Origin of the sequence: Cohnella sp. GCM10012308, from assembly GCF_042649185.1 — a bacterium.
Taxonomy (GTDB): Bacteria; Bacillota; Bacilli; order Paenibacillales; family Paenibacillaceae; genus Cohnella.
This window is the reverse complement of the sequence record NZ_JBHRYU010000025.1, coordinates 79,869-99,422: the sequence shown is the minus strand read 5'-3', so window position 1 is coordinate 99,422 and position 19,554 is coordinate 79,869. Positions and strand designations below refer to the sequence as shown.

The 19,554-nt window shown below is 63.1% G+C and carries 16 protein-coding genes; 12 read left to right on the top strand and 4 right to left on the bottom strand.

The features are described 5' to 3' along the window. Positions 1-10: 10 nt before the first annotated feature. The 7 genes from ACFOTD_RS23395 to ACFOTD_RS23365 all read left to right on the top strand — a co-directional run bounded on the left by ACFOTD_RS23395 (position 11) and on the right by ACFOTD_RS23365 (position 8,105). Positions 11-1,051 (top strand): ABC transporter substrate-binding protein, encoded by a 1,041-nt coding sequence (locus ACFOTD_RS23395; RefSeq protein ID WP_378122351.1) that lies wholly within the window; start codon positions 11-13, stop codon positions 1,049-1,051. Positions 1,052-1,069: 18 nt separating this feature from the next. Continuing rightward, positions 1,070-2,494: a UbiD family decarboxylase gene (locus ACFOTD_RS23390; protein ID WP_378122350.1), complete on the top strand. Its 1,425-nt coding sequence runs from the start codon at positions 1,070-1,072 to the stop codon at positions 2,492-2,494. 450 nt (positions 2,495-2,944) lie between these two features. Then, on the top strand, positions 2,945-3,715 hold the full coding sequence (locus ACFOTD_RS23385) for a LamB/YcsF family protein (protein WP_378122349.1): 771 nt from the start codon (positions 2,945-2,947) through the stop codon (positions 3,713-3,715). A 49-nt stretch (positions 3,716-3,764) separates the two neighbouring features. Beyond that, positions 3,765-5,474 (top strand): FAD-binding protein, encoded by a 1,710-nt coding sequence (locus tag ACFOTD_RS23380; protein WP_378122348.1) that lies wholly within the window; start codon positions 3,765-3,767, stop codon positions 5,472-5,474. Positions 5,475-5,509: 35 nt separating this feature from the next. Then, complete coding sequence (locus ACFOTD_RS23375) at positions 5,510-5,821, top strand: 2Fe-2S iron-sulfur cluster-binding protein (RefSeq protein ID WP_282910871.1); 312 nt, start codon at positions 5,510-5,512, stop codon at positions 5,819-5,821. A 94-nt stretch (positions 5,822-5,915) separates the two neighbouring features. Continuing rightward, complete coding sequence (locus ACFOTD_RS23370) at positions 5,916-6,875, top strand: substrate-binding domain-containing protein (RefSeq protein ID WP_378122347.1); 960 nt, start codon at positions 5,916-5,918, stop codon at positions 6,873-6,875. A gap of 36 nt (positions 6,876-6,911) precedes the next feature. Further along, complete coding sequence (locus tag ACFOTD_RS23365) at positions 6,912-8,105, top strand: LLM class flavin-dependent oxidoreductase (RefSeq protein WP_378122345.1); 1,194 nt, start codon at positions 6,912-6,914, stop codon at positions 8,103-8,105. Positions 8,106-8,536: 431 nt separating this feature from the next. On the opposite strand, the gene ACFOTD_RS23360 is transcribed toward ACFOTD_RS23365, so the two are convergent. Together ACFOTD_RS23360 and ACFOTD_RS23355 are read right to left on the bottom strand one after the other, a co-directional pair. After that, positions 8,537-9,301 (bottom strand): ABC transporter ATP-binding protein, encoded by a 765-nt coding sequence (locus tag ACFOTD_RS23360; RefSeq protein WP_378122344.1) that lies wholly within the window; start codon positions 9,299-9,301, stop codon positions 8,537-8,539. 2 nt (positions 9,302-9,303) lie between these two features. Further along, entirely contained in the window at positions 9,304-10,410 is a 1,107-nt protein-coding gene (locus tag ACFOTD_RS23355; protein WP_378122343.1) for a FecCD family ABC transporter permease, read from the bottom strand. Positions 10,411-10,577: 167 nt separating this feature from the next. Between ACFOTD_RS23355 and ACFOTD_RS23350 the strand changes: the two genes are divergently transcribed. Beyond that, a complete protein-coding gene (locus ACFOTD_RS23350) occupies positions 10,578-11,681 on the top strand; it encodes an ABC transporter substrate-binding protein (RefSeq protein WP_378122342.1) in 1,104 nt (367 codons plus the stop codon). 363 nt (positions 11,682-12,044) lie between these two features. Next, complete coding sequence (locus tag ACFOTD_RS23345) at positions 12,045-12,185, top strand: hypothetical protein (RefSeq protein ID WP_378122341.1); 141 nt, start codon at positions 12,045-12,047, stop codon at positions 12,183-12,185. On the opposite strand, the gene lacZ is transcribed toward ACFOTD_RS23345, so the two are convergent. Continuing rightward, the gene (gene lacZ / locus ACFOTD_RS23340; RefSeq protein ID WP_378122340.1) at positions 12,172-15,318 is read right to left on the bottom strand and encodes a beta-galactosidase, LacZ type; all 3,147 of its coding nucleotides are present in this window, start codon (positions 15,316-15,318) and stop codon (positions 12,172-12,174) included. The two genes, ACFOTD_RS23345 and lacZ, sit on opposite strands and share 14 nt — an antisense overlap. Positions 15,319-15,437: 119 nt before the next feature. Here lacZ and ACFOTD_RS23335 point away from each other — a divergent pair, with 119 nt between their 5' ends. Further along, positions 15,438-16,262, top strand: coding sequence for an AraC family transcriptional regulator (locus tag ACFOTD_RS23335; RefSeq protein WP_378122339.1), 825 nt, complete (start codon positions 15,438-15,440; stop codon positions 16,260-16,262). 60 nt (positions 16,263-16,322) lie between these two features. Here the strand turns inward: ACFOTD_RS23335 and ACFOTD_RS23330 are convergent, their stop codons facing one another. Next, positions 16,323-16,958 carry a TetR/AcrR family transcriptional regulator gene (locus tag ACFOTD_RS23330; RefSeq protein WP_378122338.1) on the bottom strand — a complete coding sequence of 212 codons (636 nt, stop codon included), beginning with the start codon at positions 16,956-16,958 and terminating at the stop codon, positions 16,323-16,325. 150 nt (positions 16,959-17,108) lie between these two features. On the opposite strand from ACFOTD_RS23330, the gene ACFOTD_RS23325 reads away from it, so the two are divergent. Continuing rightward, positions 17,109-18,071, top strand: coding sequence for an NADP-dependent oxidoreductase (locus tag ACFOTD_RS23325; RefSeq protein ID WP_378122337.1), 963 nt, complete (start codon positions 17,109-17,111; stop codon positions 18,069-18,071). A gap of 130 nt (positions 18,072-18,201) precedes the next feature. Then, on the top strand, positions 18,202-19,524 hold the full coding sequence (locus tag ACFOTD_RS23320; RefSeq protein ID WP_378122336.1) for a M20 metallopeptidase family protein: 1,323 nt from the start codon (positions 18,202-18,204) through the stop codon (positions 19,522-19,524). Positions 19,525-19,554 lie beyond the last annotated feature (30 nt).

Here is a 19,554-nt window from a genome sequence, read left to right as displayed (position 1 = left end):
GGTCTATTCTATGAAAAAGCAAAAAACATTCGCGCTGCTGCTCCTGTCGCTCATGCTCGTCGTGCTGTCCGCGTGCGGCAACTCCAATTCCAACTCGAACGCCGGCTCCGGCGCTACCGCTTCGGCTTCGCCATCCGCTTCGGGCAGCGGCGAAGCGTCTCCCGCGACGCCGGTCGGCGGCAAGATCCGCCTCGGCCTCGTCGGCGGCGGCATGACGCCGCTGGTCGCCCAGATCGGGATCAACGACGGCTCGTACGCGAATGCCGGCATCGAGATCGAAGAGAAGGACTTCACGGCCGGCTCCGACATGGTGCAGGCGCTCGTCGGCGGCAGCCTCGACGTCGTGCTCGGCTCCTACGAGCACGTGCTCCGTCAGATCCAGAACGGACTCGGCGTCAAGGCGTATGCCGAGATCTTTAACGGCGTCGGCTACTCGCTCGTCGTGAAGAAAGACGCCACGTACCAATCGCTGGCCGATCTGAAGGGCAAGACGCTGGCCGTCACCAAAGTCGGCAGCCTGTCCGATACCGGCTTGCGCGAAGGCTTGAAGGAAGCAGGACTCGATCCGGAAAAAGACGTGAAGCTCATCAACGGCGGCAGCGGCGCCACGATGCTGGCGGCGATCGAGAGCGGCCAGGCGGCCGGCGGCATGGTGTCGGAGCCTACGCTGTCCCAGATGGTCTCAACGGGCAACTACCGCGTCCTCTACGATCCGCCGTTTGAATTTGCGGGTATCGTCATCATGGCCAAGACGGATTGGGTCGCGAAAAACCAAGATCTCATGAAGCAATTCCTGAAAGTAAGCGGCGAGGTTAATGCGCGTGCGCAGCAGGATCCGGAAACCGCGGTCGCGGCCGTGCAGAAGCTGTTCGACAAGGTGCCGGCGGACGTGCTCAAGCAAGCCGTCGCCACCCAACTGACGAAGGTGCCCGAAGGGCTGAAGGTGACCGAGGCCGGCGCGGAATACGTGCAGAAGACGCAGCTTGACCAAGGCATTTTGAAAAAGGAAATTCCGTTCGCCGACGCGACGGATCTGTCTTTACTTCCCTAACGAACAGGAGATGGCAGCATGGCCCAGGATCTGAGGACGTACCTCCGCCAACTGGCGGAATTCGACAAGCGCAGCGTGCGGCTCGTGGACAAGGAGGTCGATCCCCGCTTCGGGATCACCGGCTACGCCGCGGCGCTCGCGGAGAAGGGCGAATATCCGGCGCTTCTCTTTAACCGGGTAAAGGGCGCGGACTTTGCCTGCGTCTCTAATCTGCTCACGGAATACGAGCGCATCGCGCTGTATCTGGGCTGCGAGGTGCAGGACATCCCCCGGGTGTACGGCGAAAAGCTGCAAAAGCCCATCGCGCCGGTCGTCGTCGAGCGGTCGCAGGCGAAGGTCAAGGAGAACGTCATTGCGGAGCAGGACGTCGACCTGGGCAAGCTGCCGATTCCGGTTCACAACGAGATGGACGGCGGCCCTTACCTGTCGGCAGGCGTGATGATCATCCGCGATCCCGACTCCGGTCTCATCAATGCGGGCATTTACCGCCATCAGATCTTTAACGCGACCGACATGGGCGTCTGGTTCCTCGGCGCGCATCACGGCGGCCTGATCTACAAGAAGTACAAAAAGATGGGCAAACCCGCGCCGATCGCGATCGCGCTCGGCCATCACCCGGGCTTCGTCATGGGCTCGGTCTCGCGGGTGCAGGGTATCGGCGGCGAATACGAGGCGGCCGGCGCGCTCATGGGCGAGGCGCTGGAGCTGGTCCAGGCGGAGACGTCCGACCTGCTCGTCCCCGCGCATGCGGAAATCATCCTCGAGGGCGAGATTTTGCCGGACGAGGACCATCCGGAAGGACCGTTCGGCGAGTGGCCGGGTCACTACCTGGGCGGCGGTTCGGTGCCGACGATCCGCATCAAGCGGATCACGCACCGCAACAACGCGATCTTCCAGGATATCGTCGCTTCGAGCCGGGAGCATCTGGTCGTCGGCGGCGTACCGCGCTCGGGCAGCATCTACCAGACCGTCAAGGAGGTCGTGCCGAGCCTCAAGACCGTGCACGTGCCGTTCTACGCACGGATGCATTGCTACATCTCGCTTCATAAGGAGCGGGAGGCCGACGTGAAGAAGGCGGCGTTCGCCGCGCTCAACACGGAGCAGGAGAATCTGCGTCACATCGTCGTGGTGGACGACGACATCGACGTCTTCAACGGCGAGGAAGTGGCGTGGGCGATCGGCACCCGCTTCGATGCGGAGCGGGATCTGCTGGTCATCCCCAAGTGGAACGGACCTGGCGGCCTGCTGCCGACCAACTGGGAATACAGCAAGGAAGGCAAAAACACGCCGCGCATGTCCGCGGCCGCGATCGTCGACGCGACCAAGCCGGCGCCGCCGATCGTGTTCCCGAAGCGCGCCGTCGTGCCGCGCGAGCATATTGATCTGGCCGATCTCGAGGTGCTGACCGAGCCGGGGACGGACGGGCTCGGCAAGTGGCTGTAAGAATAGTTTGAAGCAGTTAACAGTTAAAGCAGCTGACAATTAAAGCAGTTAAAGGTTTCTACTTAGGAACACCCAGTCGTTCCATGCGCAAGGCCGGCTGGATTTGTTCCTATTCAGGAACACAGAGGCGCCCCATACGCAAGGCTGGCCGGATCTGATCCTACTTAGGAACACCGAGGCGCTCCATGCACAAGGCTGGCCGGACTTGTTCCTAAGTAGGAACATTTATAGCATTAAAGCAATTTGAAGCAGCGCCGTCGGTGCCGCGCTCCGGCCTCCAAGGGCTTGGGGCGCGGCCGCCGTACGGCGGCTCTTCGTCTGCGCGCGACGGATTGGTATCGCGCGCGGACGAGGGGCCGCGGACGGGCGGCATTCCATATCCGTCCCGGACGTCCGGCATGCAAGAAAGCGCCGGCCGCGGGGACGCAGCGAAAGGAAGGAACGCGTGCGATGAAAACGGTGGATCTGAATTGCGATCTGGGAGAGAGCTTCGGCGCCTACAAGCTGGGGCGCGACGAAGAGATTCTGAAGTACGTGACCTCGGCCAACATCGCCTGCGGATTCCATGCCGGCGATCCGGCTACGATGCGCCGGACGGTCCGGCTGGCGCTGGACAACGACGTCGCGCTCGGCGCCCATCCGGGGCTGCAGGACCTGATCGGCTTCGGCCGCAGGGACATGGACATCAGCCCCGAGGAAGCCTACGACCTGGTCGTCTACCAGCTCGGCGCGCTGTGGGGCTTCGTGCAGGCGGAGGGAGCGAAGCTGCAGCATGTGAAGGCGCACGGCTCCCTCTACAATATGGCGGCGCGCAACGCCGGACTAGCAAATGCGATCGCCGAGGCGGTATACCGGGTCGATCCGTCGCTCATCCTGTTCGGCCTGGCCGGCAGCGAGCTGATCGAGGCGGGAGAGCGCGTCGGATTGCGTACGGCGAGCGAAGTGTTTTCCGACCGGACCTACCAATCCGACGGCTCGCTTACGTCCAGAAGGCTGCCTGACTCGGTCATCACGGACGAGGATCGCTCGCTCGCGCAGGTGGTCCGGATGGTCGCCGAGGGCAAGGTGCTGACGCAGCAGCAGGTCGACGTCGCCATTCGGGCGGATACGATCTGCGTGCACGGCGACGGCGTTCGCGCCGTCGAGTTCGCAAGCAGAATCAGAAGCAAGCTGTATGAGTCCGGCATCGAGGTGCGGGCGTTCGGCGGGAAGCGGGAATAGGAGAATTACAGGCGTCTAGATAAACGAACGACAGAGAGGAGCGGCGCGCGTGGATGCAATACAGCTGCAAACCGATGTACTGATCGTCGGCTCGGGCGCGGCGGGCATGATGGCCGCCAGAGCGGCGGCGGACGAAGGCGCCGACGTCATCTTGACCGATAAGAGCCTGATCGGCAGGGGCGGCGCCACGATCCTCGCCCAGATGACGGTCGCGGTGGCGCTCGGCGAAGCCGAGGCGGACGACGCGGACGTCCACTTCGAGGATACGATGAAGGGCAGCCGCGGGCTGGCCGACCCGGAGATCGTGCGCGCGATCGTCGATCGCGGCGCGGAGGTCATCCTGGAGGCCGAAGGCTACGGCGTGAAATGGGCGAGAACGCCGGACGGCAAGCGCTCGCAGGCGTTTGCGCCGGGCCACTCGCGGGCGCGCTGCGTCTACGTGGATATTTTGAACACGGGCGGGGCGACGTCGAACGGCCTGAAACGGGCGATCTGGAAGGACGAGAAGATCCGCCGGCTCAAAAACGTCATGATCACGAAAATCGTCGTCGAGAACGGCAAGGCAGTCGGCGCCGTCGGGTTCGAGATGGAAGGCATGCGTCCCGTCGGCATCGCCGCGGGTTCGGTCATCTTGGCGACCGGCGGTCTCACCGAAGTGTTCGAACGCAACAGCGCCTCGACGAATATGACCGGCGACGGCTACGTACTGGCCGCGGAGGCCGGCGCGGAGCTGCGGGACATGGAGATGGTGCAGTTTTTCCCGATCGCCCATCTGTTCCCGCCGCTTGTCGGCATCGACCCGATCATGTGGGATCCGTTCCGCTACAAGCTGGGCGGCCGCCTGCTGAACGGCAATCGCGAGGAGTTCATGAACAAGTACAACGGCGAAGTGGGCGGCAAGTACACCGCGGCGCGCGACCAGACGACGCTCGCCATCTTCCGCGAGGTCGAGGCAGGGCGGGGCACGCCGCACGGCGGCGCCTACCTGGACTTCACCATGGTGCCTGAGGACAAGCTGAAGGAAGCGTTCGGTCCGGTCATCGACATCCTGCGCAATCAGGGCGTAGACCTGACGAAGGACATGGTCGAGGTCGCGCCGATGGCGCACTTCATGCTGGGCGGCGTGCGGGTGGATGCGGACATGCGTACCCGCGTGCCGGGGCTGCTGGCCTCGGGCGAGCTGATCTACGGCATGCACGGCGCGAACCGGCTGTCCGGCAACGCGATCACCGAAGCGCTCGTGACCGGCCGGATCGCCGGGGAGACGGCGGCTCGCGCGCGCGAAGGCCGGGCGGCGGATGCCGAGGCGATCGTCGGCCGCGCGCTGGAAGCGGAGCGTGAGCGGCTTACGGCGTTCTGGCATCCTGCGGCGGTAGAGCGGGACAGCGCCTCGCTGCAAGTGTTCAAACGCAAGCTGCAGCGGATCATGTGGAAGGGCGCGGGACCGCTGCGCACGGAGGAAGGGCTGTCGGCCGCACTGGCCGAAGTCCGGGCGCTGCGGCCGGAGCTGGACGCGATCGCGCTGGCGCAGCCGGGCAAGCTCGCGCTGCCGCCGGTCGAGAAGCTGGAAGCCGACCACATGCTGAAGGTTGCGGAGGCGATCGTCATCGGCGCGCTGCAGCGGAAGGAATCGCGCGGCGCGCACGTGCGGCTCGATTATGAGGAGACGCTGCCCGTCGCGGAGAGCTACAGCCTGTCGCTTGAGGGCGACACGTGCGGCTGGACACTGGCGGAAGCGCAGCCACCGGCGAGCGTCTGATGCGAATGTCCGAAACGGAAGGAGTGGAAGCGAACATGTCCGACATCAAGCTGCAGGTGACGCGCGGAGAAGCGGGCTCGGAGCCGGCCGTCGTCTCGTACGACGTGCCCTACCGGGAAGGGATGAGCCTGCTCGACGCGATCTTCTGGATTCGCGAGCACCGGGATCCGTCCCTGACCGTGCGCTATTCCTGCCGCTCGGCCAACGCCTGCAAGGAATGCTCGGCGCTCGTGGACGGCAAAGCCGGCTTCCTGTGCAGCATTCGCGCCAAGGCCGGCAGCGAAGTCCGCGTCGAGCCGCTCAAGGGGCGCCCGTGGATCAGGGATCTGGCGACGGATCTGGATTAGAGGGATCTGGAATAGAGGAAGCTGGATTAGGCGGATCCGGATTAATAGTAAAGTTGGCAAACTAGAAGCGGAACAAGGAAGGAGCGGACGTACGATGACCCAACCCAAGCTAAGCGTAGCGATGTCGGAGAGCGACCGTACGCTGAAGCTGCTGTCCGGGGCCCGCCGCCCCGCGGGCTTCGAGATCGAAGCCAAGCGGGAAACGGTGGAACAGATTTTTATCAACCAGATATCCGAGGCGACATACGACGTTGCGGAGCTGTCGCTCGCTTCGTATCTGATCGCCAAGGGCGGCGGGGATACTCGCCTGACGGCCATCCCCGTCTTTCTGTCGCGCTCGTTTCGCCATAATGCGCTCTATGTTCGCGCCGACAGCCCGTGGCGCCATCCTTCGGAGCTGAAGGGCAAGCGCTTCGGATTTCCGGAATATCAGATGACGGCGGCCGTGTGGGTGAGAGGCATGTTCCGGGAGGAATGGGCGATCCGCGGCGACGAGATGGCGTGGTTCACGTTCCGTCCGGAGCGGGTGCCCGTAGACATCCCGGCTACGCTCACGGAGGGCGACATCTTCGAAGCGCTGGCCGAAGGACGCGTCGATGCGGTCATGTCGGCGCGCCGTCCGCCGGCCCATCTGTTCCCGGCTTCGGGCGAGGGCGGCGTCATCCGCCGGCTCATCCCGGACGTATGGGACGAAGAGCGCGCTTATTACGGACGCACCGGCATTTTTCCGATCATGCACCTGGTATCGGTGAAGGCGGAGACGGCCGAGCGCTATCCGGAGCTGCCGCGGCAGCTGTTCGATCTGTTGCTCGACATTAAGAACGAGGGTATCGCCGCGCAGCTCGAGACGATCAAGAACAACAGCTCCGACCCTTGGGGCTGGGAGTCGGTCGAGCGTTCGTCGAAGCTGATGAACGACGACATCTGGCCGTACGGCACGGCCGCGAACTGGGAGCAGATCGTCAAGTTCATGGGTTACCTGCGCGAGGACGGCTTGCTGAAGCGCGAGCTGTCGCCGGAGGAGGTCTTCCACCCGTCGGTCTGGAACGTCTGATTTTAACATTATGAAGTGGAATAGGAGAGGGATGCGATGAGCGCCTCCAATCAACTCGATCCGCAGCTCTGGACGCCGGAGGAACCGCAGAATCTGCCGGACAGCCCGCTGTCGCGGGCGTTCTCCCAGCCGCTGATGCTCGGCCTGTTTTTGCCGCTGCAGACGGGAGGCTGGTCCCAATCGACGCTGCCGAGAGGCACGGACTGGTCGTTCGAGTACAATAAGCGGCTGACGCAGCAAGCGGAAAACCTGGGCTTCGACATCGCCTTCGGCCTGTCGCAATGGCTGCCCAAGGGCGGCTTCGGCGGGGAGACCGGCTACCGGGAAAACTTCCTCGACCCGTTCGTGTCCGCGGTCGCGCTCGCGTCCGCGACGCGCCGAATTTTGCTGATGGGCACCATTCATATCCTGTACGGGCCTTGGCATCCGATGCACCTGGCGAAGTTTCTGGCGACCGCCGACCACATCTCGCAGGGCCGCTTCGGCGCGAACATCGTCACTGGCTATGCGGAGAACGAGCCCAAGATGTTCGGCGTAACCCGGGGCGATCACGACCGGCGCTACGCCCAGTCCGCCGAGTTCACGCGCATTTGCAACGCGCTGTGGGCCGGCGTCGACAACCTGACTTACAAAGGCGAGTTCTATAACCTGGAGGAGGCGTACGTTTCTCCGCGTCCGTTGTACGGGCGACCCGTGCTGGCGACGGCTTCGGGCTCTCCCGCGGGCTTCGATTACGCGTCCAAGTATTCCGACGTCGTCTTCGTCTCGAGCCCCGCAGGCGAAAAGCTTGCGGATGCACTGCCCAAGCTGCCGGCGCACGTGGCGACGGTCAAGAACGCCGCTGCCGCGCTCGGGCGCAAGGTGCGGGTGATCATTAATCCGACGATCATCGTGCGTCCGACCCGCGAGGAGGCGTTCGCCTATTACCAGGCGATCATGGATCATGCCGACCTTGGCGCGATCGGCAGCTTCTCGGCGCGCCACAAAGCCGGCGACAGCCAGTCCTGGCTCGAGCATACGGCCAGGGGGCGTGCCGTGGGCGGCCATCTGCACGTCGTCGGCTCGCCCGAGGACGTCGCCGAGCAGCTGGGCCAGCTCCACGCGGCCGGTATCGACGGCATTCAGATTACGTTCTACGACTACGAGCCGGAGCTCGCTTACTTTGGCGAGAGCGTTATTCCGCTGCTCGAGCGGGCCGGTCTGCGGCATGCGGTGCAGCCGGAGGCTTGACTTGGTTGAGGAAATGCGAAAAGGGACGAGCAGGAACAATCCTGTCTCGTCCTTTTGTGCCTTTACTCCCTGCTTGCCGGCGTACAAATTGCGAAGAGGCAGCGCCTGAAGGGCGAGTTTGTTCTCGGTTAGGAACAAACGGCGAGAAGCCTTTGCGTGTCGCGCCAGTTTGTTCTCGGTTAGGAACAATTTGCGAAGAGGCTGTGCGAGCAGTGCGAGTTTGTTCTCGGTTGGGAACAAACTGCGAAGAGTCTGTGCGTGCAGTGCGATTTTGTTCTCGTTTGGGAACAAACTGCGAAGAGTCTGTGCGCGCAGTGCGAGCTTGTTCCCGGTCAGGAACGAGACGCAAATAGCCAGCGCTTGAAGTGCAAGTTTGTTCCTAGTTAGGAACAATTTTGCGAAAATCCGCACACGCCGTACCGACATGCTCGCTAAGACGTCAAATACGCAATCCCCAGCTCCCCGGTCACCGGATTCGTATACGTTTCGCATTCCACCTCGAACACGTCCGCGATGATCCGCCTCGTAATCACCTCTTGCGGCGTGCCTTCCGCCGCGATTCGTCCTTGTTTCACGACATACAAGTAGTCGCAATACTTGGCCGCGAGCGAGAGGTCGTGCAGTGCCGCCAGGACGCCGATGTCGAGCCGCTTAACGATGTTCAGAATCTGCAGCTGATACTTGATGTCCAGATGGTTGGTCGGTTCGTCAAGAACGAGGAACTTGGGCTCCTGGGCGAGCGCCCGCGCCAGGATGACGCGCTGCTTTTCGCCGCCGGACAAGGACAGATAGCTGCGATCCGCGTAGTGCTCCATGCCGACCTGCCGCAGCGCCTGGTCCACGAGCGCCAGATCCGAGGCATTGTCCGCGTCGAGCATGCGTTTGTGCGGCGTTCGGCCCATCAGCACCATCTCGCGAACGGCGAAGTCGAAGCTAAGGTCGTTGAACTGTCCGACGACGCCCATCATTTGCGCGATTTTTTTGGGCGACGACTTGATCAGATCCGTGTCCGCGAGCGTCACCTCGCCTTTATTAGGCTTGATGACCTTGTAAATGCTCTTAAGCAGCGTCGACTTGCCGCAGCCGTTCGGGCCGATGAGACCGACGAACTGCTTGCCGTGCACCTTGAGCGAGAGGTCTCTCACGATGTCGGCGCGTCCGAGCGATACGGACAGGCGCTTCACGTCCAGGTTCATCTCTACTTCCCTCCGAACTCGTAGCCTTTTTTCACAAGCATGTACATAAACAGCGGCGCCCCGATCATGGCGGTGATAATACCGATAGGCAGCTCTGCCTTCGGAATCGCGGTGCGGGCGATGACGTCCGTCCAGACGAGGAAGATGCCGCCGATCAGGATCGAAGTCGGCATCAGACGCCGATGATCGGAGCCGACGAGCCCCCGGACCAGATGCGGGATAATAAGTCCGACAAAGCCGATCGTGCCGCAGCTCGCGACGAGGACGCCGGTGACGACGGCGGTGAGCACCAGATAGATCCGGCGGTAAAAGTAAAGGTTGACGCCGAGCGTTACCGCGGCTTCTTCGCCGAGGAGCATCGTGTTAAGGATGCGGAATTGCAGCAGGAATAGCAGGACGGCGCAGCCCACGACGATGGCGACGAGGGGGAGGCGATCCCAAGAGGCGGGGGCCAGGCTGCCCATCGACCAGAAGGTGACGGAGCGGATGCCCTCCGCGTTGTTAGCGAAGTAGATGATGAAGTCGGTAAAAGCGGTGCACAAGGCGTTGATGACCATCCCGGACAGCACGAGCTTGACCGAGGACATCTTGCCGCCGATGCCGGCCAGCGTCAGGACGAGCATCGAGGCGCCGAACGCGCCGGTGAACGCCCAGAAGGCGAGGCCCGTCTGTCCGAGCAGGCTCGATGCGCCGAAGCCGACCAGGATGGAGAAGGTCGCGCCGAGTGATGCGCCCGACGAGATGCCGAGGATGTAGGGATCGGCGAGCGGGTTTTGCACCGTGGCCTGCATGACCGTGCCGCACATGCTGAGGCCGGCGCCGACGAGCAGCGCTAGCAGCACTCTGGGAAAGCGAATGTTCCAGATAATGCTGACGTTCGACCCCGACGTCAGTTCATGGACGTTGCCGATCCGGATGCCTGTAATGTGGTACAGCAAGATGCGATACGAATCCGCGACCGGAATGTCCACCTGACCAAGCGCCACGGCGACGATGACGGAAATGACGGCGACGATGACGAGACCGAGCTGGAGGAGCAGAAATCCGGTACGGGAGGAAATGGCCGATTGTTGGACGGGGGCATGGGCCGCCGTTTGCGTGCGCGACATAGGAAAACGATCCTTTCGGTGTCTTAAGATCGGATGAAGTCAGCCTAAGAATAGATGAGAGTGATAATCGTTGTCAATTATTTTTACATTATCTGTTGACAAAAACATTTATTTTAATGAATAATGATAATCATTATCAATCGAAACGAAGAGAAAAGGGGTTCATTATGCGCAAGCGTCTACAACCGATTTCCATCCTCGCGCTCGTTCTCGTCACGGCTTTGATGCTGCTGGCGGCAGGCTGCGGGAGCAAAAACAATGAAGGAGGCGCGGTCTCCTCGTCGGCGGCTCCGGCATCTGCAGAAGCATCGCCGTCCGCATCCGCGTCGTCCAGCCCGCAAAGCTCGTCCGCAGCTGCTGGGGCTACCGTTTACCCGCTCGTCGTCGACAACTACACGCTGTCGAACGAAGGCGAGGAACAGAAGGCCAAGCCGCAAACCTTCGACAAGGCCCCCGAGCGTGTCGTCGCGAACACGCAGCCGGTCGCCGAGCTGCTGATTAAGCTGGGACTTGGCGACAAGCTGGTGGGCGTCGCCGCGCTGAACGGCGCCTCCGATCCCGAAGTATCGGCGGAAGAGTTCAAGAAGGTGCCGGTGCTCGCGCAAGGTTACGTTAGCAAGGAGCCGGTCGTCGGCACGAATCCGGATCTGGTCATCGGCCGCGCGGGACTGTTCGCGGATGCGGACTGGGGCAACGGGTCGGTAGACAGCCTGAACGGTTTGGGCATTCATACTTACGTGAACAATGCCAGCCTGCAGGGCGCGACGCTGGACAGCTTGTACCGCGATATCGAAGAGATCGGCAAGATCTTCGATATTCAGGACAAAGCTGCGGCGCATATCGCCAAGCTGAAGGAGCGCGCGGATGCGTTGAAGGCGAAGTACGAGGGCGAGACCGCGCAGAAGTTTGCCATCGTCAACGACACCGGAGACGGCACGCTCAGCGTGGACAGCGGCTCGCACGACTCGTTTCAGCACGACGCCTTGTCCCTGATCAAGCTGAACAACGCGTTCCACGACGTCGACGGGTACGAGGTCAGCATCGAGCAGTTGGTCGCAGAAAAGCCGGACGTACTGCTGCTGTCCTACTACACCGGCGCGCAGGACCCCGAGTCCACGCTCAAAGCGGCGTATGCCAACCCGGCGCTGCAAGACATTCCCGCAATCAAGAACAAGCGGATCTACGTGATCGACTTCAACGCCTTCTGGGGCTACGGCGATCAGATCATGGCAGCCGCCGAGAAGCTGGGGCAGGAAGTATACGGAAAGTAAATCTTGAAGAGGCGCCGCGGGATGTTTGTCCTGACGGTGCCTTTTTTGCATGTGCGTGTGCGGTGCGTGAGCGTTAGTTGTTAAAAGGCAGTTAATTCCGTGCACGGAAGGTAAAGGGGAGCGATAGTTGTTAGAAGGCAGTTAATTGAGCCGATGGGGGGCAATTTAGGTGTTGGGGGCGAAAATAGCTGCCTTTTAATCGTTATTTTTGATTAAAGCGGGATATTGGATGAAATAAACGCCTTTTGACCACTATCTAGCTAGCAGGCAGGGGGAACGTCGGCGTGGATACAGATGCTGAGTAGCGGATAAGGCACGGATGGCAGATAGGGCGGGGCTGGCGAGCGGAGGAGGACCCTATCGGTGGACGAAGCTCTAGCCGGCGTAGGCGCTAATCTTAACGGACGCGGCCTGTCTCCGACGCAGAAAGGCCCGGCGCTCGCGCATGTGCGCATCGCCGGGCCTTATTCGACAGCGGTGAAGCCTTCAATCACACCGGCTTAAACGTAAACCGGAACGCGTACGGCCGGTTCGCCGGGAGCGTGTAGGCTTCGTGCGTGGGCGCGCCCCAGCTGTCGTCGCCGCCGACGCCCATCTGCTTGAAGTTCACGCGCACGATGCTGCCGCGGCTCGGCGGCAGCTTGTAAGCATGGTCGCTCGCCTCGATCTCGGCAGGCGTCCACGGGAGCGCGCTCAGCTCGAACGGCAGCGCACTCTCGAAGCGCAGACCGCGTCCGTCGCCGCCGGTGAGCTCGGCGAAGCGCACGTCCGTTTTGTTGCCGCACTCCTGCGGCTTCAGGTACGGCACGAATTGCTCCGCGACCGTGCCGGCGTACCGGCCGAGGCGTGCGCTCGTGCGGCGGTCCCAGTGATTCTCGTGCGGGCCGCGGCCGTACCAGGACACTGTGTCGAGCGCGCCGTCCAGCTCGAACATCAGGCCGAACGCCGGCAGCTCCGGCAGCGCGTCGCTGCCAGGGCTAAGCTCCTGCGTTGTCTCGACGGCGCCGTCCGGACCGATCTCGTAGCGCAGCGTGACCACGCTCGACGGATCGTCCGCAAGCCGGTAGGCGGCGGTCACGACATGCGACGAGCCTACGGCACGCGAATCCAGTCCGGCGAGTTGCAGCGTGCTGCCCGCGTCGCGCCAGATCGCGCAGCGCGTGCCCATCTTGTTGCCGCGGTCGTTGTCGGTCTCGGGGCGCCAGAAGTTAGGGCGCAGCGGCGCGATGAGCAGCTCGCGGCCGTCAAATGCATAGGAGACCAGCGCGCCGTTCTTGCGGTCGAATCGCAGCGCGAATCGCTCGCCCGTCACCGTCAGCGCATCGCCGGACTCGGCGGCAACGATCGAAGCAGCCGCGCCTTCGCCGGCCGCCGCCAGCGCGCCGGCAGCAGCGCCGGATCCCGTGCAGACAGCCGTTTGCGTCTTCAGCACGAACTGATCCCACGCGACTTCATGGCCCGCCTCAGCCCAAGTCGTATCGGCCTTCAAGGCGAGCGACAGCAGCAGAGTCGCTTCTCCGTCGCCAGGCAGCGCATCCCACGCATAAGGCACGACGATCTCGGCAGCCTCGCCCGGCGCCAGCGCCAGCTCGAGCGCGCCGCTCTCGCGCGTCACGCCGTCGATCGCGATCTCCCAGCGCAGCGCGTACGCCGACAGATCCGTGAACAGGTGCTTGTTGCGGACGCTGAAGCGCCCTTCGCGCAGATCGACTGCAGTCCAAGCAGCGTTCTGATAGCACTTTTTGACCTCGAGCAGCTTGGGAGTGACTGTGCGGTCCGCGAAGAGCAGGCCGTTGCCGCTGAAGTTGCCGTCGTGCGGAGACTCGCCGAAGTCGCCGCCGTAGGCGAGGTACTCGACGCCGTCCGGCGTGCGCGTCCGGATCGCCTGGTCGACCCAGTCCCAGATGAATGCGCCCTGCAGGATGTCGTACTTGTCGAACAGCTCCCAGTACAGGTGCAGTCCGCCGCACGAATTGCCCATCGCGTGGCTGTATTCGCACAGAATATAAGGCTTCTTGGGTTTGTTCAGCGCATAGTGTTCGACGTCCGCCGGCTTGGCGTACATCGTCGACTCGATGTCGGACGCGGCATCGTACGCTCTGTGATGGAACGTGCCCTCGTAGTGCACGAGGCGCGACGGATCGGCTTGCTTCAGGAAATCGTGCATCGCGATAAAGTTCTCGCCGCCGAACGACTCGTTGCCGAGCGACCAGATGACGATGGACGGATGGTTTTTGTCCCGCTGCATCATCGAGTTGGCGCGATCGAGCACGTTGTCCCGCCATTCCGGCTTGCTGCCCGGCACGTTAAATTCCTTTTCTTCCTCCTGCCCGTACTCCCAGCTGCCGTGCGTCTCGAGATTGGTCTCGTCGATGACGTACAGGCCGTATTCGTCGCAAAGGTCGTACCAGACCGGCTGATTCGGATAGTGCGACGTGCGGACGGCATTGACGTTGTGGGTTTTCATGAGCAGGATGTCGCGGACCATGTCCGCCTTGCCTAGCGCGCGTCCGGTATCGCAGGAAAACTCGTGACGGTTGACGCCCTTGAACAGGATACGCTCCCCGTTGATCTTCATGAGCCCGTCCTTGAGCTCGAACGCGCGGAAGCCGACGCGGCAGCCGGTCGCATGCAGCAGCGCGCCTTCGTCGCCATAGAGCGACAGGACCAGCGTGTATAAATGAGGCGTTTCGGCGCTCCACTTGAGCGGTGCCGTCACCGGGGCGGATAGCGTCAGGCCGAGCACTTCCTCGGAAGAGGAGGCGACGGCCAGCGAATGAGGGGCATCCCAGACGGCGCTGCCGGAAGCGTCGTAAAGCTGCAAGTCCAGGCGGCTCGCGTCATAACTGTTGCCGAAGTAATTTTCCAGCTTGACGTCCACGGCCAGCACCGCGTCGCGATAGTCCGCGTCCAGCGTCGGCTTCGCGAAGAAGTCCGACACCCGCAGGGCGGGAGCGGAGTACAGGTATACGTCGCGGAAAATGCCGGACAGCCGCCAGAAGTCCTGGTCCTCCAGCCAGCTCGCGTCGCACCAGCGGTACACTTCGACCGCCAGCTTGTTTTCCCCTTCGACCAGGTAGGCCGTAATGTCGAACTCCGCAGGCGTGAACGTGTCCTCGCTATAACCTGCCAACTCGCCGTTGACCCAGACGTAGAAGGCGGACTCGACGCCTTGGAAGCTTAAAAACACCGGTTGTCCGGCCCACGAAGCGGGCACCTCGAACGAGCGCACGTAGGCGCCGACCGGGTTGTAGGTCGTAGGCGCGAACGGCGCCTTCAGCTCGGGCTCGCGCTCGGACCAAGGGTAGCGGATATTCGTATATTGCGGGTAGTCGTAGCCTTGGAACTGCCAATGCGAGGGGACCGGCATGTCCGCCCAGCCGCTCAGGTCGTAATCCGTCCGGTAAAAATCGGCGGCGCGCTGATCGGGCGTGTCCGCGAGGGAGAATTTCCAAGTGCCGTTCAGGGAAAGAAAGTAAGGCGATGCGGTCGGATCGCCTGCGAGTACGCCTTCGGCGGAAGGAAATGCCATCATATGGGAATGCGCTTCCATCCGGTTCAGCTGGAAGACGTCGGGATTGTTGTTCCATTCGGGATAGCCGTTGGCCGGCGGGGTATATTGCAGTTTCTGACGCACTGGCAGCGCTCCTCTTCTGATGATGTCGTTAATATATTCACATTATAGTCTCTATGATAGAGTGGTTAAATAAAAGGATTTTATTCCGAACTATAAATATATGAAACGAGCGATGCCAGTTGAAAAGCAAGATGCTGTTCAGCCGGACGGACCGGACGTCGCTGCTGCCGGTGTACGTGACTTCGATCGGTTATTGGGAGCATCAGCCCGAGACCGAGCGCGAGGAAGGCTTTCCGGATTATCAGCTGCACCAGACGATTCGGGGGGCCGGCGAGTATACCGTGGAGGGACGGACCGTCCGCGTCGGTCCCGGAGAAGCGTTCGTCCTGTACCCCGGCGTCGTGCATTCGTACCGCCCCGTCTCGAAGCCGTGGGAGATGGCGTGGGTCGCGTTCAACGGGCGGGAGGCGGGAGCGATGCTGCGTTACGCCGGTTGGCGCGCTTCGGGAGGGGCCAGGCTGGCGGAGGGCGGGCTGCTGGGACCGTTCGCGGCGATGCTCGAGGGCGACTCGCTCTCGTACGAGGCGAACCTGGAGCGGTCGCACGGCATATACGCGCTGCTGCTGGAGCTTGGACGCATGCAGACGGCGGGCAACCGGGAGCAGGATATGAACCGGATGAAGCCGATCGTTGCGTACATCGAGGACAACCTGCACCGGGCGCTCTCGCTTGGGGAGCTGGCGGAGGCTGCGGGGGTGTCGCCGCAGTACTTGTGCCGGCTGTTTCAGAAGACCGTCCAGATGCGGCCGCTGCAATACGTCAACCTGCAGCGCGTCGGACGGGCCAAGCAGCTTATGTTCGGCGCGCCGGGCCGGCGGATGCACGAGGTCGCGCGTGACGTCGGGTTCGACAACGCCAGCTACTTCGGCGCGGTGTTCAAGAAGGCGACGGGGTACAGTCCGGAGCAATTCAGGCGGCTGTACGGGCTGCCGGGAAACGATTGAACGAGTCCAATAGACTAGAGAAGCCGTCGTGCACGAGGCGAAAATGGCTGCCGATCTCGATTAATCCGGCAGCCCGCCGGGCGTCAGCGCCGCGGCACCGCCAAACACGACGGCGAGCAAGCGATCGGACATGTCTTCGGCCGACACGGTTTGGTTTTCGCGGGCCCATTCGTTGGCCGCCCCGAAGATCGCCCAGCTGGTCGCGGACGCGACGGTAGCGGCAGGGACTGGCCAAGTTTCGGGAGGCGCGGGCACGGCAGCGAGCCACCGTCCGAACAGGGCGGCCAACTCCTGTTGGACCGCCTGCTCGAACAGCGGATGGAGCGATTCGCGCCGCCGGCAGCCGCCGTACACGTCCGCGAAGTGGTCGAGCGCGGCCACGATTGCGAGCCGCAGGTCGCTGCGGCGCCAGCCCGCGTCCGGCCCGAGCCGGGCACTGAACAGCACCTGCAGCTTTTCGCGGATGACCAGATCAAGCAGGCCGTATTTGTCGGGGAAGTGGGCATAAAAGGTCCCACGATTGACGTCCGCACGCTCGGCGATATCCCGCACCGTCACGGCCTCGAATCCTTTTTCCTCGACCAGCTCGCGGAACGATTGCTTTAACAGCCTGACCGTTCTTCTGGAACGTCTGTCCAGTTGATTCGCAGCTGCGTTATCGCTCGTACCTATGCCCGCATCCATGTCCGTCCTCATGCCCGCGACCTCCGTTTCCCGACAATATCGGGGTAGTGTTCGTTAAAGGCCGAATCGCCGTTATTGTCGATTGAACGCGATGCGTTCGGCACGCTACATTATAAGCGAGCGCGCAGTTGGCGCACAATGGAGCGGAAAGAGGGGAACGAGATGGACGAGTGCAGAACGGCATTGATGAACGCAGTGCGTTTCCATGAATACGGCCCGCCGGATACGCTGCGCTTGGAGCAGGTGACTCGGCCGGTAGCGGGGCCGGGCGAAGTGCTCGTGCGCGTGCGCGCGGCGGGGGTCAATCCCGGAGACTGGCAGATGCGCTCGGGTTGGGCCGCGGTAAAGTTCGGCTTGGCGTTAACGTGGCCGTTCACGCCGGGCTACGATCTGGCTGGCGTCGTCGAAGCGGCAGGGCCGGGAGCTGAGCGATACCGCGCCGGAGACCGCGTCTATGGAATGACGGCGACGGCAGGCGCTTACGCGGAATATGCGGCCGTTCCCGAGTCACGGCTTGCGCCGCTGCCGGGGACGCTCGACGACGAACAAGCCGCGGGCTTGCCGATGTCCGCATTCACCGCATGGACCGCCGTGCATGAGCAGGCGCTGCTCGCACCTGGCCGGACGGCGCTTATTAACGGCGCGTCCGGCGGCGTCGGTCACTTCGCCGTGCAGTTCGCAAAGCTCGCAGGCGCTCGCGTCATCGCCGTGACGTCGGGCCGCAACAACGCATTCGCGGAGTCGCTCGGCGCCGACAGCGTCTTTGACTATACGGCGGACGATTGGAGAGAGCTCGAAGGAGCGGCGGACGCTGTCATTGATACGGTCGGCGGGGAGCGGACGGACGACCTTGTACGGGCCGTTCGCAAGGACGGCACGCTCGTGCCAATCGGTTGGGGGCGGTACTCGCCGGAGCTAGCTGAGAACGTCGGGGTTTGCGTGCAGGCGCTGCGCATGGCGCCATTCGACGTTGACAGGCTCAAGTGGATCGGAGAGCTGATCGTCACAGGAGATCTAAGGGTCGAGATCGGCGCATCGATGCCGCTCGCGGAAGCGGCGAGCGCGCATGCGCTGAGCGAAAGCCGACGGGCGCGCGGCAAAATCGTGCTTCGAACCGACACTTAGGGGGGCGGAGCTGCTTCGATATAGAGGAAGCGCGAACCGATAGAAAATTCCGATAAGCCCGCAGATTGACGCCGGGACGCCGCGGTGGTACAGTCGTGACCATACAAAACATAGTAAGCGGGTGGGAAAAATGGCTTTATCGGCGAGTCTAGTGTCATCGACAGCTTCGTGCAGTCCCGAGGCGACGGGGTGGGAGCAGACGCTTCACGTGGCGCAGGGTAGTCCTGGCTTGGACATCGAAGCCGTCTGCCGCGCGATCGAAGAGCGGGAGGCGGACTGGATCTCGCTCCGGCGGGAGTTTCACCGTTTCCCCGAGCTGCTGTTCGACGTCGGCAGGACGGCCGCACGTGTCGCGCAGCTGCTGCGCGAGTACGGGCTGGAGGTGCAGGAGGGCGTCGGCGACCACTTCGGCAAAGGCGTCGTCGGCGTGCTGCGCGGCGGCAAGCCGGGACGGACCGTACTGCTGCGCGCGGACATGGATGCGCTCCCGATTCGGGAGATCGAGGGCCGCGAATACGGGTCCGAGATCGAGGGATCGATGCATGCCTGCGGCCATGACGCGCATACGGCGATGCTGCTCGCGGCCGCTTACGGTCTAAGCCGGGAGCGCGAACGGCTGGCGGGGACGGTACGGTTCGTATTTCAGCCCGCCGAAGAGGGAGCCGCGCCGAGTCCGGTGGACGGCGAGCTGCGCAGCGGCGGACGCGACCTCGTCGAGAGCGGGGCGGCGGACGGCATAGACGCGGCTTTTGCGCTGCATGTGTGGCCGGGATTGGAAACAGGCGGCTTGGCGATCCACCGGCGAGAGGCGATGGCGGCATCCTCGCATTTCCGCTTCACGTTTCGCGGGCGGTCCGGCCATCACGGGGCCCCGCATCTGGCGGCGGACGCGCTGCTCATGGCCGCCCACTTCGCCGTCGAGGCGAATAGCGCCGTCGCGGTCGCGTCCGACCCGCTCGAGCCGGTGTCCTTCGCATTCGGCAAGCTGCAAGCGGGCACCGCAGGCAATGTCATCGCGGACACGGCGGAGGTGTTCGGCACCTACCGCGCTTTCAGCGATGCGACGGTGAAGCGGATCCGGTTCGTGCTTGAGCGCTGCGCAGCCGCCTGCGCCGACCGCTTCGGCGGCACTGTCGAGCCGAGCTTCCGCATGGGCAAAGCGCTGATCAATGACGCCGCCGCTGTCAGGCTTGCCGAGCGGGCGGGCGCCGACGTGTTCGGCGCGGAGCAGGTGCGCGTGCTCGACCAGCCCAGCCTTGCCGGCGAAGACTTCGCCTACTATCTCGACAAGGCGCCCGGCGCCATGCTGCTCATCGGCGTGCGCGACGAGGCGCGGGGCATCGTCCATCCGCTCCACCATCCGTCGTTCGATCTGGACGAACGCGCGATCGCGCTCGGGGCCAAGCTGCACGCGCGGGCAGCCGTTACGTTTTTGGAGCGGGGCTGGGAATAAGCGAGTCACGCAGGCGTATAAGTAGTGAAG

What these genes read in the sequence shown, in the direction of transcription:
- ACFOTD_RS23390 (WP_378122350.1), top strand. Translation starts at nt 1,070, where the DNA reads ATGGCCCAGGATCTGAGGACGTACCTCCGCCAACTGGCGGAATTCGAC.
- ACFOTD_RS23320 (WP_378122336.1), top strand. Translation starts at nt 18,202, where the DNA reads ATGGCTTTATCGGCGAGTCTAGTGTCATCGACAGCTTCGTGCAGTCCC.
- ACFOTD_RS23360 (WP_378122344.1), bottom strand. Translation starts at nt 9,301, where the DNA reads ATGAACCTGGACGTGAAGCGCCTGTCCGTATCGCTCGGACGCGCCGAC.
- ACFOTD_RS23330 (WP_378122338.1), bottom strand. Translation starts at nt 16,958, where the DNA reads ATGAGGACGGACATGGATGCGGGCATAGGTACGAGCGATAACGCAGCT.
- ACFOTD_RS23325 (WP_378122337.1), top strand. Translation starts at nt 17,109, where the DNA reads ATGGACGAGTGCAGAACGGCATTGATGAACGCAGTGCGTTTCCATGAA.
- ACFOTD_RS23355 (WP_378122343.1), bottom strand. Translation starts at nt 10,410, where the DNA reads ATGTCGCGCACGCAAACGGCGGCCCATGCCCCCGTCCAACAATCGGCC.
- ACFOTD_RS23395 (WP_378122351.1), top strand. Translation starts at nt 11, where the DNA reads ATGAAAAAGCAAAAAACATTCGCGCTGCTGCTCCTGTCGCTCATGCTC.
- ACFOTD_RS23375 (WP_282910871.1), top strand. Translation starts at nt 5,510, where the DNA reads ATGTCCGACATCAAGCTGCAGGTGACGCGCGGAGAAGCGGGCTCGGAG.
- ACFOTD_RS23365 (WP_378122345.1), top strand. Translation starts at nt 6,912, where the DNA reads ATGAGCGCCTCCAATCAACTCGATCCGCAGCTCTGGACGCCGGAGGAA.
- ACFOTD_RS23385 (WP_378122349.1), top strand. Translation starts at nt 2,945, where the DNA reads ATGAAAACGGTGGATCTGAATTGCGATCTGGGAGAGAGCTTCGGCGCC.
- ACFOTD_RS23350 (WP_378122342.1), top strand. Translation starts at nt 10,578, where the DNA reads ATGCGCAAGCGTCTACAACCGATTTCCATCCTCGCGCTCGTTCTCGTC.
- ACFOTD_RS23370 (WP_378122347.1), top strand. Translation starts at nt 5,916, where the DNA reads ATGACCCAACCCAAGCTAAGCGTAGCGATGTCGGAGAGCGACCGTACG.